The following is a 15,560-nucleotide window of genomic DNA, read 5'->3' as shown; positions in this document are numbered from 1 at the left end:
TAAGTTGCGCTCGCGTCCCGGCCCCGTCCCCATAGCACAGCTACTATCACCCAGTGCCCGACGCCGCTACTGCTGTCTTGACAGACCCGACGCCCGCCGCTACACACGCGACGGCCAGAGACTTCCGCACGGCGCGCCTGATCGCCCTCATCGCCGGCGTCCTGGGCGCGCTGTTCGCGCTCGCGACGCCGTTCCTCCCGGTGAACCAGACCACCTCCGAGGTGAACTGGCCGCAGAACGGCACGCTCGGCAACATCGAGGCGCCGCTGGTGTCGCAGGTGCCGGTGGATCTGGAGGCGAGCATCCCGTGCTCGGCCGTGACGAAACTCGCGCCCGGCGCGATGGTGCTCAACACCGCCCCGGCCCAGGGCGACCGGGCCGCACTCGAGGCGCTGTTCGTCCGCGTCACCCCGGACACCGTCGACGTGGTGAACCGCAATGCCATCGTGGCCTCGGCCAAACGCTCCGAACTGCGCGGTTGCAGCACAATCCACATCGTCTCGGACATCAACCACACCTACGCCGCATTCGGGGGCCTCACCACGCAGGTCGATCAGCCGGGCGCGAACGGCGAGACCACGAAGGTGACCGTCCCGGTCGAGGGCACCCAGGCGGGCGATCTGCGGCCGCAGGTGGTCGGCGTGTTCTCGAATCTGAAGGGTGCGGTTCCGGCGGGACTGTCCTTCCACATGACCGTCGACTCGCGATTCACCTCCAGCCCGACGCTGACCAAACTGGCGGCCTCGATCGCCGCGCTGTTGTGCACGCTGATCGCCCTGGGCGCGCTGGCCCGGCTGGATTCCGGCGACGCGCGCGGGCATCGCCGGATCTTCCCGCGGCACTGGCTGAAGCCGACCTGGGCCGACGGCGCGGTCGTCGGCACGCTGGTGGTGTGGCATTTCATCGGGGCGAACACCTCCGACGACGGCTACATCCTGACCATGGTGCGCGTCGCACCGCACGCGGGTTATCTGGCGAACTATTTCCGCTGGTACGGGGTGCCCGAAGCGCCGTTCGGCTGGTACTACGACGTCATCCAGGCGTTCGCGCACATCTCCACGGCCAGCCCCTGGATCCGCATCCCCGCGACACTCTGCGCGATCGCCTGCTGGATGGTGATCAGCCGCGAGGTGGTTCCGCGACTGGGCCGCGGCGTGCGCAACTCCCGCGTCGCGCTGTGGACGGGCGGGCTGGTGTTCCTGGCCTTCTGGCTGCCCTACGACAACGGCCTGCGCTCGGAACCCATTGTCGCCCTTGGCGTTCTGCTGACCTGGGTATCCATCGAACGGGCCATCGCGACCGGGCGTCTGATGCCAGCCGCGATCGCGGTCCTGGCCGCCGCGTTCACCCTGGCCGCCGCGCCGACGGGCTTGAACTGCATCGCGGCGCTGCTCGCCGGAATACGTCCGCTGGTGCGAATCGTGGTGCGCCGCAGGCGTGTTCTGGCCGAATCGGGCCGCAACCGCTGGGACCGGTCGTTCCTGGGTTCGACGCTGCCCCTGCTGGCCCCGATCGCCGCGGCCGGACTCCTGGTGCTGACCGTGGTCTACAGCGATCAGACCTTCGCCGGAATTCAGGAGGCCGACCGGCTGCGGCAGCAGACCGGGCCGAATCTTGCCTGGTACGAGGATTATCTGCGGTACTACTACCTGTTCGTGGAGACCGTGGACGGCTCGGTGTCGCGCCGATTCGCCTTCCTGGTGATGATCCTGTGCCTGTTCACCACGATGCTGGTGCTGCTGCGGCGTCGCCGGGTGCCGGGCATCGCGAGCGCGCCGACGTGGCGGCTGCTCGGCGTGGTGTTCGGGACGATCTTCCTGATGATGTTCAACCCGACCAAGTGGACCCACCACTTCGGCGCGTATGCCGGTATCGCCGGGTCGCTGGCGGCGGTGACCGCGGTGGCGGTCTCCGCGACGGCCCTTCGCTCACGCAAGAATCGCTCGATTTTCCTTGCGGCGCTGCTGTTCACGCTGGCGGTGTCGTTCTCGGGCATCAACGGCTACTGGTACGTGTCGAGTTACGGCGTGCCGTGGTTCGACAAAATGGTTGTGCTGCACGGCATCAAGTCCAACACCGTGGTCCTGGTGCTGTTCGGCCTGGCGCTGATCCTGGTGGGCTGGCAGGCGTTGCGAGAGGGGTACGCCAAACCGCTCGATTCCGCGAAAACCGTGCGCGGCAGGCGGATTCGCAAATTCGCCGCCATCCCGCTGACGGTCATCGCGGCCGCGATGGTGTTGTTCGAGGTGCTCTCGCTGGCCAAGGGCGCGTATTCGCAGTATCCGGCGTTCTCGCTGGCCCGCTCCAATTTCGACGCGCTGGGCGGTAACTCCTGCGGTCTGGCCAATGACGTTCTGGTGGAATCGAATCCGAACAACGGACGGTTGCAGCCGATCGTCGATCGGGCGAATCCGCCCGCCGGGGGTGATCCGCTCGCGGGCGCCGACCCGACCGGATTCACCGCCAACGGCGTGCCCTCGGACCTGAAAGCCGATGCGGTGGAGGTGAAACCGGGTACCGGTAACACCTCGAGCCAGTCGGTCGGCGCGAATTTCGCGGAGGGGCAGAACGCCGGAACCGGTGGCGGTTCGATCCAGCATCCGGGCGTCAACGGCAGTACCGTCGCGCTGCCGTTCGGCCTCGATCCGGCGAAGACGCCGATCATGGGCAGCTATCAGGAGGGCCTGCAGACCCCGGCGCACCTGACCTCGAGCTGGTATCAGCTGCCACCGCGTTCGGCGCAATCACCGCTGGTCGTGATCACCGCGGCGGGACGGATCCTGTCCTACGACCAGAGCGGCGCGCTGCAGTACGGCCAGAATCTGGCCCTGGAGTACGGCAAGCGCCAGGCCGATGGGACCGTGTCGCTGCAGGGCAGTTACATTCCGCGCGACGTCGGCCCGGCCCCGTCCTGGCGCAATCTGCGCATCCCGCTGGACAAGCTCGCCCCCGATACCGACGTGGTGCGCATCGTCGCGGATCGCCGGGTGCTGATCGGCGATCAGTGGCTGGCCTTCACCCCGCCGCGCGTGCCGAAATTGCAGACGCTCGACACCTTCCTGGGTTCCAAGCAGCCCGTCCTGGAGGACTGGGCGGTCGGCCTGCAGTTCCCCTGCCAGCAGCCGTTCCTGCACCGCTACGGCGTGGCCGATATGCCGAACTACCGCATCCTGCCGGACCGCCCGCTCGCGGTCAGCTCCACCGACACCTGGCAGGCCGAGGAATTCGGCGGCCCCCTGGGCTTCACTCAGATGCTGGCCGGCTCCACCACCATCCCCACCTACCTGAAGGACAACTGGGCCCGCGACTGGGGTTCGCTCGAACGCTACGACCGCTACGTCCCCGACGCCACCCCCGCGATCATCACCACCGGCACCGCCACCCGCTCCGGGCTCTGGTCACCGGGCCGTATGCGGAGCTACTGAAACCGAGCGGCAGGCGGCGCGGTCGTTTCGCGCCGCCGCCGCTCGTCTTCGGTCAGCGTTCGATGCGTTCGAACCATTCGTATACGGGAAGGTTGCCTTCGGGGGTGTCCTGATGGCGAGGGGTTACCTTGAAGCGCTCGTAGCCGCCGTGGAACTGCACGCGCAGTTCGATGCCGGGCGGAGTTATCGGGACGATGCGTTGCGGCAGGTCGGCGGGCCCGCCTTCTAGTACGGCCTTCGGTGCGCTACCCATAGCAGAAGGCTCTCACATGCTGAAGGTCGGACCGGGTGAATCCGGGAAAGACACTCCGTTCATCCGTCGTTCACAGAGGTGAGAGCGTGCGTTCAGCGCCGGTCGAGACCTCGATCGCGACCTGCCGGGCCGTGCCTGGGCTATCCAGCCCGGGACGCCGAACGATCATCTCCCGGATTCCGCCCCGCCGGATTCCGAGCTGGGCGGACCGGACGTGCCCGGCAACGCGAATCGCCGGGTAGCCCGAGCTGCTTACAGCGGCAGCAGGTGATGTTTGCGCGGATTGCGGATGAGCTGCTTCTCACGCAGCAGACGCATGGCACGACGGATCTCGAGACGGGTCGTCGAGGGTTCGATGACCGCGTCGACGTAGCCGCGTTCGGCCGCCACCCACGGGGTCGCGACGGTGGCGTTGTAGAAGTCGATCATCTGCTTGCGGATGCCCTCGCGCTGATCCTCCGGCGCGGCGGCGATCTGCCGTCCGCCGATCAGGCTGACCGCGCTCTCCGCACCCATGACCGCGATGCGGGCCGTGGGCCAGGCCAGGTTGATATCCGCGCCGAGCTGCTTGGAACCCATCGCCGCGTAGCCGCCGCCGTAGGACTTGCGGATCACCACGGTCACCTTCGGCACCGTGGCCTCGACGAACGCGAACAGCAACCGCCCGCCGCGCTTGATGACGCCGATCTTCTCCTGCTCGACCCCAGGCATGAAACCGGGCGTATCGACGACGTACACCAGCGGAATGTCGTACGCGTCGCACATCCGCACGAAGTGCGACGCCTTGTCCGACGCGCGCGCGTCCAGCGAACCGGCGTACACCTGCGGCTGATTCGCCACCACGCCGACCGCATGCCCGTCCACGCGGGCGAATCCGGTGATGATGTTCTTCGCCGCCGCCGCGCCGACCTCGTGGAAATCACCGTCGTCGAAGATGCGCAGCAGGATCTCGTGCATGTCGTACCCGGCGTTGTCCGAGTCCGGCACGATCGAATTCAGTTCCAGATCGGTCTCGGTGACCTCCGGCTCGAGCCCCGGATTGATCACCGGCGGAACGTCCTGGCAGCTCGACGGCATGAAACTCAGGTAGTGCCGCACCCAGTCGAAGGCCGCCTGCTCGTCCTTGGCGATGTGGTGGACGTTGCCGTACTCGGCCTGGCTGTACGCGCCGCCGAGCTCCTCGAGGCTGATGTCCTCGCCGGTCACCTCGCGCAGCACCTTCGGCCCGGTGACGAACATGTGCGCACTCTCGGTGGCGACCACGACGTCGGTGTTGATCGGCTGGTACACCGCGCCACCGGCGCAGTTGCCCAGAATGATCGAGATCTGCGGGACCATGCCGGACAGCGGCTCGGTCAGCAGCGCGAGGTTCGCGTACCAGGCCAGCGAGACCACGGCCTCCTGCACGCGCGCGCCGCCGGAGTCCTGAATGCCGATGATCGGGCAGCCGACCTTGGCCGCGTACTGCATGATCATGCCGACCTTGCGGCCGAACATCTCACCGACCGACCCGCCGTACACGGTCTGATCGTGTGAGAACACCGCCACCGGACGTCCCTCGACCTTGCCGTGGCCGACCACGACGCCGTCGCCGTAGAGCGAATCCTTGACGTTCGGGTTGCGCATCAGCGCGCCGATCTCGACGAAGGTGCCGGGATCGAGGAACATGTCTATCCGCTGGCGGGCGGAAGGGATCCCCTTCTTGACGCGCTTGGCCACACCGGCTTCGCCTGCAGGTTCCTGGGCAAGTTCGAGCTTCTTGCGCAGATCGGCAAGCTTCTCCGCCGTGGTGTTCACTGGGCTCCCTTCGCAATTTCCGCGAGTTTCAGGGTGAGGTCTGCCCCGATCGTTGCGATACGTGGCTCGTCGATGATCTGGAGATGATCCCCCGGGATGTGGATGATTTCCAGACTCGGGATGAAATCGTCCCAGCCTCCGTTGGGGAGCCGGTCGGCGTATCGGGGTTCGAGTTCGATGATGCCGTCGTGGTAGCGATCGGCGAGGTACAGCACGGTGTCGCCGTCGTAGTGCGACGGACGGGTCTTCTCGAGATCGCGGCCGTCCAGCCACGAGGTGCGCTGATGTTCGATGACGCCGCCCGGAATCTTGACGTCCGCGAACTTCATCAGCTCGATGATGATCTGGTACTGCTCCTCGTCGGTGGCCTCGGCCAGTTCGGTGAGCATGTCGTCGTCCAGCTCACCCTTGATGCCATAGGTCTTCTGGGCGAAAGCCTGGAAACGTTCGACGCGCGCGCGACGGCCCTTGGGGCTGTTGTCCTCGGGCTCGACCGGAATCGCGAGATCGATCAGCCCGACCAGGCGCACGTCGTCACCGGCGGCGCGCATCACCTGCCCGACGCCGAGTGCGAACACCGCGCCCAGCGACCAGCCGTACAGCACGTACGGCCCGCCCGGGTGCAGTGCGCGGATCTTGTCCGCGTACTCCCGGGAACGATCCTCGATCGAACCCTCGATGCGCTCGAAGCCGTACATCGGGGTGTCCTCGGGCAGGCGCTTGAGCAGCGGCTCGTACACCAGCGTATTGCCGCCCGAGGGGTGGAAGACGAAGACCGGCAACGCATCCGAGCCCTCGACGGGCGCGCGCAGGGTGCGCACGTAACCGTCGACGTCGCCTTCCTGATGTTCGCGCACGATGTTCGCGAGCTGTTCGATGGTCTCGCCGGCGCGCACGTCGGCCGCGGTGACCTCCGACCCGAGCCGCTCGGTGAGCCGCTCGGCCAGCTTCTGCGCGGTGGGTTCGTCCAGCGGCGGCAGAGCGTCGAAGATGCCGCCCGCGGACTTGCCGACGATGGTCGCCCAGGTGGCGTAGGCCAGTCGCTCGGCGGCGTCGCGCGGCGGGATGTTCGCCTGGGCGGCCTTGGCGAGATCAGCGGGGGTCGACTCCGCGGCAACCGATTCGGTGACGGTCGAATCCGGCTCCGCTGAAGCGGACTTCACATCTGCGCCGGAATCCTGTTCCGCGACTGTGGTTTTCGCCTCGAACTCACCGGACTCTATTGTCGCAGTGGATTTTTCGTCTTCGGCAGCCTTCTCGGACTCGGCGACCTTGGCCTTCACCGCGGCGGCCGGATCGTGCCCGGCCTCCACGGCGGCACGGGCAGCGGCGACGAATTCGTCGTCCACGGCGAGCGTGCCGCCCTCGGCGGCCTGCTTCTCCGCCATGGCGACCATCTCGTCGCGGTGCTCGATGGCGTAGTGCAGCACCTTGCCGACCTCGTGCAGGCTGGCATCGCGCACCGCCGCGATCTGCAACTGCGGAATGTCGAATTCGTATTCGACGCGGTTCTTGATCCGCATGGCCATCAGCGAATCCAGACCCAGCTCCATCAGCGGGATCTCCATCGGCAGATCCTCCACGGCGTAACCCATGGATTCGGAGACGATGACGGCCAGGCGCTCCTCGACGGTCTCACTGCTGGCCGAATCCCAGCGCTCACCGAATTCGGCGAGGACGGCCGGGGCGTCCTCGGCGGTATCGGCCTGTGCCGCAACGGTTTCCACGGCAGCGGGGGCGGCCGGGGCGGGGGCGGCACCCGCGGTCGGGGAGGTGACCACGGCCTCGTACAGCAGCCGGAAAGCGTTGTCCTGCTTGGCGTGCACCTGCACCGACGCACCGCCGGGATGCGGGGTCAGCGTGGTGGTCAACGTGCCCGAGGCGGGTACCGGTGAATGCGCCACGGCCGCACCGACGACAACGTCGGCGAGCACCTGCGAAGCGGCGGCGGCGACCAGTTCGGGCAGTCCGGACACGGCCGCGGCCTGCACCTCCCAGGCGTGCCGGCCGTCGGGCATCGCGACGTGCGCACCCGGGGCCCGGCCGCTGCCCGAGCCGGTGGCGATGCTGACCTTGGGCCAATATTCCTTGCGCAGGAAGGCCGTTCGCGGAATGTCGGCGTAGTCACCGGCGCCCACCAGCGAGAACAGGTCGACCGAGTGGCCCTGCACGTACAGCTGGGCGAGCGCGGAGATGATGCCCGCGGACTCGTCCTCCTTGCGCTTGAGCGTCGTGATCAACGCCGCGTTGTGCACTCCGGCGGCGAAGGTGGTGCCCAGAACCTGCATCAGCGCAATGGAATTCGGCGCGAGTTCCAGGAACGTGGTGATCCCGGCGTCCACGGCCTGGCGCACCGCATTGGTGAAGTACACCGAGTGCCGCAAATTGGTCACCCAGTAGTCGACGTCGTGGACGGGATCGGACCCGGCGCGATACACGACGCCCTGGTGCACGGTCGAATACAGATCCACGGTCGGCTTGGTCGGCTCGATACCGGCCAGCTCGGCGGCCAGCTCACCCAGCAGCGGATCCATCTGCGAGGTGTGCCCCGCGCCGCGTGTCTTCAGGACTCGGGCGAACTTGCCCGCCGCCTCGGCCCGCGCGACGATCGCGTGCACCTGATCCGGCGGACCGCCGATCACGGTGTTGGTCGGCGCGGCGTACACCGCCACCTCGATATCCGGGAATTCCGGCAGCAGCGCCTCGACATCCGCGGCGCTGTACTCGAGCAGCGCCATGTTGCGGATATCGGAGTCGGGCAACATCTCGTCGCCCTCCTTCATCAGCCGCGAGCGCGCGCAGATCACCCGGACCGCGTCCTCGAGCGGCAGGCCGCCGGACAGATACGATCCGGCCGCCTCACCCTGGGAATGTCCGACGATGGCCGAGGGCTCGGCGCCGTGCGCGCGCAGCAGCGCGGCGATACCCAGCTGGATGGCGAACACGCCGACCTGCGAGGTGCCGATATCCCAGTCCTGCGCGTCGTCGAGCATCATCTCGCGCACCGAGTATCCGGCCTCGTCCTGCACCAGTTCGTCGACCTCGTCGATGGTGCGCGCGAAGATCGAATTCTCCAGGTACAGCTGCTTGCCCATCTTGCGGTGGTGCGAGCCGAAGCCCGACAGCACCCACATCGCACCCTTCGCGGCGGGCGCGTCGGCGGTGAACACACCCTGGCCGGGCTTACCCGTGGCGAGGGCGCGCAGACCGGCGACGGCCTCTTCGCGGGTAGTCGCCACGACCACGCCGCGCGAGCGGCCGTGATTGCGCTTGGCCAGCGAACGCGCCACGTCGGCGAGCGGAACATCCTGTGCCGCATCCGATTCCAGCCAGTCGGCCAGCTTCTGGGCGGCATGGCGACGCCGCGAGGGCAGATAGGCCGAGACCGGCAGGATCACCGGCAGCGGTTCGGTGCGCTCCGAAGTCCATTCGGCGGCAACGGCATCCGCGGATTCGGCGGCGGCATCGCTCGCGGCGCCGGAACCCCCGAACGGCGCATTGCCGTTCGCGAGAATCGCCTCGGCATCCGCGACGATATCGGTGGTCTCGTCGTCCAGACCGCCGTGCGCATCCGCCGGAGCGGAGACCGCGGCGGCGGACTGCGGGACGTACTCCTGGATCACGACGTGCGCGTTGGTGCCGCCGAAGCCGAAGCCGGACACGCCGATCGTGGCCGTACCGCTGTAGCGCGGGAATTCGGTCGGCGCGTCGACGATCTTCAGATGCGCCTCGTCGAACTGGATGTACGGGTTCGGGCCCGCGAACCGGATGTTCGGCGGAATCACGTTGTGCCGCAACGACATGATCACCTTGGCCAGGCTCGCCGCGCCCGCGCCGGACTCCAGGTGACCGAAGTTGGTCTTGGCCGAGCCGAGCAGTGCGGGCTTGTCCTCGTCCCGCCCGCGACCCACGATCCGGCCCAGCGCACCGGCCTCGATCGGATCGCCGATCAGCGTGCCGGTGCCGTGCGCCTCGATGTAATCGACCGTGGAGGGCGCGATTCCGGCGTCGCGGTAGGCGCGGCGCAGCACGTCGGCCTGCGCCTCGGGATTGGGCGCGAGCAGGCCGTTGGACCGGCCGTCGTTGTTGATCGCGGTGCCCTTGATCACGGCGTGGATCGTGTCACCGTCGCGCTCGGCGTCCGCGAGGCGCTTGAGCACCACCAGACCCGCGCCCTCGGACCGGATCATGCCGTCCGCGTCGGCGGAGAAAGCCTTGATGTGCCCGTCCTTGGCGAACGCCCCGATGGCGTCGAAACCCAGCGAGCCCGCGGGGGCCAGCAGCATGTTCACCCCGCCCGCGAGCGCGAGATCCGCATCGCCCGAACGCAGGTCGCGCACGGCCTGATGCACCGCGACCAGCGTCGAGGAGCAGGCGGTGTCGACCGCGACCGACGGGCCGCGGAAGTCGTAGAAGTAGGAGACGCGGTTGGAGATGATCGCCGAGGAACTGCCCGTGATCGCGTAGGCGTCGGCCGAGGCGGGCGCGTCCGGATCGGACTTGCCCGCACCCAGCACCGCGAGCAGCTGGAAGTCGTTGGTCGAACTGCCGACGTACACACCGACCGACTCGCCCTTGAGCCCGCTCGCGGGAATCCTGGCGTGCTCCAACGCTTCCCAGGTCAGTTCCAGCATAAGCCGCTGCTGCGGATCCACCCGCGCCACCTCGACCGGCGACATCGCGAAGAACTCGGCGTCGAAGCCCTTGACGACGTCCTGGTCCAGATAGCCGCCCAGGGTGTTGGCCGAGGCCACGGCCTCGGCGATCTCCGGATCGGCGGTGAACTCCGACCACCGGCCCGGCGGCAGATCGCGGATGGCATCGCCGCCGCCGATCAGGAATTCCCACGTCGACTCGGGGGTATCGCCCGCGCCCGGCAGCCGGGTGGACAGGCCCACGATGGCGATGTCGTGGGCGGCGCCCGGCTGATATCCGGCGGTGTAGAACGAATCGTCGGTGGTCTCCTCGGGAAGTTCGGGCTCCCCGTTGATGATTCGCTCCGCCAGCGAGGCGATGGTCGGATGCTGGTACACGATCGTCGCGTTCAGCATCACGCCGGTCAGTTCCTCGACATCGCCGCCGAGTGCGATGGCATCGCGCGAGGCCAGGCCGAACTCCTCCATCGGCCGATCCACGGTGATGTTCTCGATCGGCTGGCCGGTCGCATCGGCGACCCAGCGCTGCAACCACTCGCGTAGTTCGGCCACCGACATCTCACCGCCCGCGGCGGGCTGCGAATCGCCCGTCTTCGCTACTGCCGCAGTCGATTCCGCGTTCTCGGTCGACTCCACGGCGGTACCTTCGGCGGACTCCGCGTACTGTGCGGCGGTCTCGGTCGGGTGGGTGCCCTCGTTATCAGCCATCAATCCTCAAGCTACCTGTGTCCGGGTGGTGCGCGGGTAGGGAACGACGGCCGGTATCGCCGTCACGTCACTCTTCATCGGGTGCATCGGGGAATGCCTGCTGTGTGTAACCGCCACGCAGCGTGCCCTCCAGATACGAGGCCTTGCAGGCGCGGCGAGCGATCTTGCCGCTGGAAGTGCGGGGAATCGAGCCCGCGGGGACCAACAGTACGTCGCGAACGGTAACACCGTGTCGTTGCGCAATCGCGCCACGCACCGCATCGGCGATGGGCAGCGGATCGGCCTTGCCCGCACCCGGTCCGCGCTCGGCCACGATGACCAACTGCTCGGAGGCGTCGTCGGCGTCGAATTTCAGGCCCGAATGGCTGTCCGCCTCGAACACCTCGGCGGGCAGCTGATTCGCGGGCACCGAGAACGCGGCGATGAAACCGGGGCGCAGCGCGTTGCTGGCCTCCTGCGCCGAATACTCGAGATCCTGCGGGTAGTGGTTGCGGCCGTCCACGATCACCAGATCCTTCACGCGGCCGGTGATGTACAGCTCGCCGTCGACGTACACGCCGTAATCGCCGGTGCGCAGCCAGATCGCGTCCTGCGGGGTGCCCTCGGCGTGCGAGCCCTCGGGCTGGCGCCGGGTGAGCAGGTTCTTGAAGGTCTTGCGGGTCTCCTCGTCCCGGCCCCAGTACCCGATGCCGATGTTGTTGCCGTGCAACCAGATCTCGCCGACCCGGCCCTCCGGCAGCTCACGCGCGCCCTCGGCGTCATCGATGGACTCGGCGTCCACGATGGCCGCCCACTGCGACAGCGCGATATAACCGCAGCTGACCTGCGGGATGGCATTGGCCTCGTGCTGATCGACCTTGACCACGCGACCGGCGTTGAGCTCGTCGCGGTCCACGTAGATGACCTTGGCCTCGTCCTCGTGCCGCGTCGCGGAGACGAACAGCGTCGCCTCGGCCATGCCGTAGCAGGGCTTGATGGCCGTCTTGGGCAGGCCGTACGGCGCGAACGCGGCGTTGAACTTCTTCATCGAGGAGGTCGTCACCGGCTCACTGCCGTTGATCAGCCCGATGACGTTCGACAGATCCAGCGACTCGCCGTTGCGGGGCAGACCGCGCGCGGCCGCGTGCTCGAACGCGAAGTTCGGCGCGGCGGCGAAGGTGCCCGCGCCGTCGGAGACCGCGGCCAGCTCCTTGATCCACCGGTACGGGCGCCGCACGAAGGCGCTCGGGGACATGATGGTGATGTACTTGCCGCCGATCGCGGGCAGGATCACGCACAGCAGGCCCATGTCGTGGAACAGCGGCAGCCAGGTGACACCGCGCGAATTCCAGTCCAGATTGATCGCGTGGACCATCTGCAGCAGGTTGGTGCCCACCGCGCGGTGGGTGATCTCCACACCCGCCGGAGTGCGCGTCGATCCCGAGGTGTACTGCAGGTACGCGATATCGTCGACGTCGACCTCGGGCACGATCCACTTGTCGCCGAGGGCATCGGGCACGGCGTCCACGGCGATGATGCGCGGACGCTGAGCGGCAGGCAGTGCACGGAAGAGCTGACGCACGCCGGCGGCGGAGGAGCTCGCCGTCAGGATCGCCGAGGGCGCGCTGTCGGACAGCACCGAATGCAACCGGTCGGAATGACCGGGCTCGTCCGGATCGAACAGCGGCACCGAGATGCAGCCGGCGTAGATCGCGGCGAAGAAGGAGACCACATAGTCCAGACCCTGCGGCGCCAGAATCGCCACCCGATCGCCCGGCTTGCTCACCTGCTGCAGGCGTGCGGCCACCGCACGAAGCCGGACGCCGAATTCCTTCCAGGTGAGGTCCTGGTACTCACCGTCGCGCTCACGTGAGTAGTCGATGTATCGATAAGCAAGGGTGTTCGCGTCGTTGCGGGTGTGCTTCTCGACGTAGTCGACCAGGGTACGACCCTCGGGAATTTTGATGTTCCCGGTTTCGTCCAGGTAGTCGTCGAAAGTCTCGTCCGTCATTCCTTCTCCTCCGAGGCACACGCAGCACGGCGCCATGGCCGCTGATACCTGTGAGGCCCCGACTCTTTTACGCCCGCGGCCGCTCTTCGTGCAAGAGCCTGCCTGCAGCTTTGTCGGCGGTCTGCGCGGTGACCGCCTATCGGCTAGATGTATTCAAAACCAGAGACATGGTACAGAGCGGGCACCGCGGCAGTCTGCTCAGCGGACCCAACCTGTTCCAGACCACATACAGCGGCCCCATTCCAGTGAGCTGCCACGGTGTCGCCCCGCCGTGACGACCGAATCTCCGGCACGAGAACATCCATCCGGATCGAAAGCGCTCCATTATAGAACATCGACCCGGGCCGACCCATGTTACGGATACCTCCGCTGGTCTCACCGGATGTGCCGATCACCACAGTCGGCGAGATCCGGGCGTCGGCGGTCCGCGGGACGCGAAGGCCCCGGGGCGGCGCGCCCGGCGCGGTCTGGCGACCGGCCGGTGCAGCGGCTTGTGTCATGAACTCATGCTCCTGACCCTGCGGAAATCGGTGCGACGCCGGTCGGTCTCGATGGACCGGCTCCGGCGTCGCGATCAAACGTGCACTTTACAGCCTACGAGCCGAACCGAGGGGTTCTCGCCGGGTACCTCCGAACGAGGACTCCCGGCGAGGATCTCACGAATGCTTCGGATGCGGGGCGCCGTTCACCAGCCCCTCGGCCCAGCCCGCGGTCCACTCCGTCGCGGTGGTGCGGTTGCTCGCGTCGACCACGAACGAGTTGTACAGGGCGTGGACCGGATTCCCGGCCGCGCGGACCAGCGTCATCAGGCTCGGGAGCATGTTGACCGGCGTCAGCGCCTGTTCCGGCGCGGCGCAGATCAGATCGCCCTTCGCGCAGATCGTGTACGTGCGATTGGCCAATGCGCCGAATCCCGGGCGCGCTCCGGTCATACTGATGCCCGGCACGCTCAAGCCCTTCAGGGTGACCTCCGCGCCCTCACCCGGCGGCGTCGGGCCGACCTCGATCGCCTGTCCGGCTCCCGCCTCGCGACGGCCGTCGGCGATGAGCATCACGCCGAGCACCTGATCGGCCGGAACCGGGCCCTTGTCCGCGCCGATATCGGCGGCGATGTCACCGGCGATCACCGCACCCTGGGAGAAGCCGGCGATCACATAGGTGGTCAGCGGGCAGTTCTTGTACATCGTGGTCAGCTCGGCCACCGCCCGCGAGGTGCCCTCGGACCGGCTGACGTTGTACGAGGCCTGACCGTCCGGGGGGATGGCGATCGGATTGGAGAACTGCGCCACGTACGGAACGGTGTAGACATCCAGGCGACTGTTCGCGAACTGCTGCCGCACCGGTTTGGTGACGTTCAGCATCAGCGACGCCGGGTTCGCGGTCGGATTGTGCGGATCGTCGTTGCTGTTGGACTCCCAGGTTCCCGGAATCGCGAGTAACTGCACGTCCGGACAGGAGGCCGATTGCGAGGTCGGCTTCTTGGTCGTTCCGGGCGGCGTCGGCACGGGTATGTGCGAACAACCGGCCAGCATGTACCACAGCAGGATCACCACCAGGACGATCACCGCGAGAACCGCGAGCACCGGCAGACATCCCACGCCCCGGCGACGCCGTCCGCGCATACCCCCGCCGTACCCCGAGCGTCGCGCGGTCACTTGTTGCAGTACGTCTGGTTGGCCACGTCGACGTAGGTCTGGCCGAGCTGGGCGATCGGCATCTTGTTCGGATCATAGGAGGGATCCTGACCGGCCATCGCGTTCACGTAGGTCTGGATCTCCTGCGGTGAGACACCGCTCTTCTTGGCCTGGCAGATGTAGTTCGCGACGGCCAGCGGGATGTCCGGGGTCGACACCGAGATCCCGCGCGCCTTGAGCGCGTCGAGGAATCCCTGGTCCTTCGCGGTGATCTTCGGCGTGGCCAGGGTGGGCGTCACGGCCGGCGCCGGCTGTTCGCTCGTGGTGGTCGTTGCCGCCGCCTCGGTGGTGCTGTCGACGGTGCTGGGCGCGGACGTCGTGGTGGTCGGCCCGGCGGTGGTGGTCGAGGTCTTCAGCGTGGGCGTGCTCGATGCGGTCGAGTCGTTGCCGCCACAGCCGGTGAGCAACAGGACGGAGGCGATCGCGACGGCCGCACCCGCGGCCGCACCGCGTCCGGCGAGGCCGGAAGCCTTTCCACTGGTCCGAAGCATGAATTCGTATCCTCGATCTGGGTCAGGTCAGAAGGTCGCCGTCCAGGCTAACCGCATCCGTTGTCAAGGTGGAGTGACCACCACGAACCAGACACGCTCGAGCAGCCCCCGAAACACACAGTTCCAGCACTTCGGACAATGCGACACCTGTTCGTGGCCCGTCTCACCACACGATGCGTGGCGGATCTGAGCCACACATACTCGCCACACCCCGAACCACCTGGTTCCAACGCCCCGCACAACGCCAGCACCTGGCTCGCCGCCAATCCAACCGCTTGAACACGTGGCGGATCTGAGCCATCCACAGGCACGCCCTGAAATACGCAGTTCCAACACCCGGACAACGCCACACCTGGTTCGCGGCCTGTCCCGTCGCATGGCGGGTCCGAGGAACGCAAACTCGGCCACACCTCTCGAACACCTGGTTCCAACCCAATGGACAACGCCACACCTGGTTCATGGCCCGACCCGTCGCATGGCGGGTCCGAGAAGCACAAACTCGGGCTACACCTCCCGAACACCTAGTTCCAACACCCTGGACAACATC

Annotated in this window: 7 protein-coding genes; 1 reads left to right on the top strand and 6 read right to left on the bottom strand. The window is 67.4% G+C overall.

Going from position 1 to position 15,560, the window contains the following annotated elements; translation table 11 throughout:
• Positions 1-53: 53 nt before the first annotated feature.
• Entirely contained in the window at positions 54-3,425 is a 3,372-nt protein-coding gene (locus tag NM2_RS03270; protein ID WP_067663805.1) for an arabinosyltransferase domain-containing protein, read from the top strand.
• Positions 3,426-3,477: 52 nt separating this feature from the next.
• On the opposite strand, the gene NM2_RS03265 is transcribed toward NM2_RS03270, so the two are convergent.
• From NM2_RS03265 to NM2_RS03240, 6 genes are all read right to left on the bottom strand, one after another.
• Complete coding sequence (locus NM2_RS03265) at positions 3,478-3,678, bottom strand: DUF5988 family protein (RefSeq protein ID WP_067663802.1); 201 nt, start codon at positions 3,676-3,678, stop codon at positions 3,478-3,480.
• A gap of 252 nt (positions 3,679-3,930) precedes the next feature.
• Positions 3,931-5,475, bottom strand: coding sequence for an acyl-CoA carboxylase subunit beta (locus NM2_RS03260; RefSeq protein WP_067663799.1), 1,545 nt, complete (start codon positions 5,473-5,475; stop codon positions 3,931-3,933).
• The gene (gene pks13, locus NM2_RS03255; protein WP_067663797.1) at positions 5,472-10,838 is read right to left on the bottom strand and encodes a polyketide synthase Pks13; all 5,367 of its coding nucleotides are present in this window, start codon (positions 10,836-10,838) and stop codon (positions 5,472-5,474) included. Before pks13 ends, NM2_RS03260 begins: the two co-directional genes overlap by 4 nt.
• 67 nt (positions 10,839-10,905) lie before the next feature.
• The gene (fadD32, locus tag NM2_RS03250) at positions 10,906-12,828 is read right to left on the bottom strand and encodes a long-chain-fatty-acid--AMP ligase FadD32 (protein ID WP_218025843.1); all 1,923 of its coding nucleotides are present in this window, start codon (positions 12,826-12,828) and stop codon (positions 10,906-10,908) included.
• Positions 12,829-13,484: 656 nt separating this feature from the next.
• Positions 13,485-14,450, bottom strand: coding sequence for a cutinase family protein (locus NM2_RS03245; RefSeq protein WP_067663792.1), 966 nt, complete (start codon positions 14,448-14,450; stop codon positions 13,485-13,487).
• A 29-nt stretch (positions 14,451-14,479) separates the two neighbouring features.
• Positions 14,480-15,013: a DUF732 domain-containing protein gene (locus NM2_RS03240; protein ID WP_067663789.1), complete on the bottom strand. Its 534-nt coding sequence runs from the start codon at positions 15,011-15,013 to the stop codon at positions 14,480-14,482.
• Between the last annotated feature and the right edge of the window lie 547 nt (positions 15,014-15,560).

Source organism: Nocardia miyunensis NBRC 108239 (assembly GCF_001613065.1).
GTDB lineage: Bacteria > Actinomycetota > Actinomycetes > Mycobacteriales > Mycobacteriaceae > Nocardia > Nocardia miyunensis.
The sequence above is the reverse complement of the archived record's forward strand: the minus strand, read 5'-3'. Positions and strand labels throughout refer to the sequence as shown.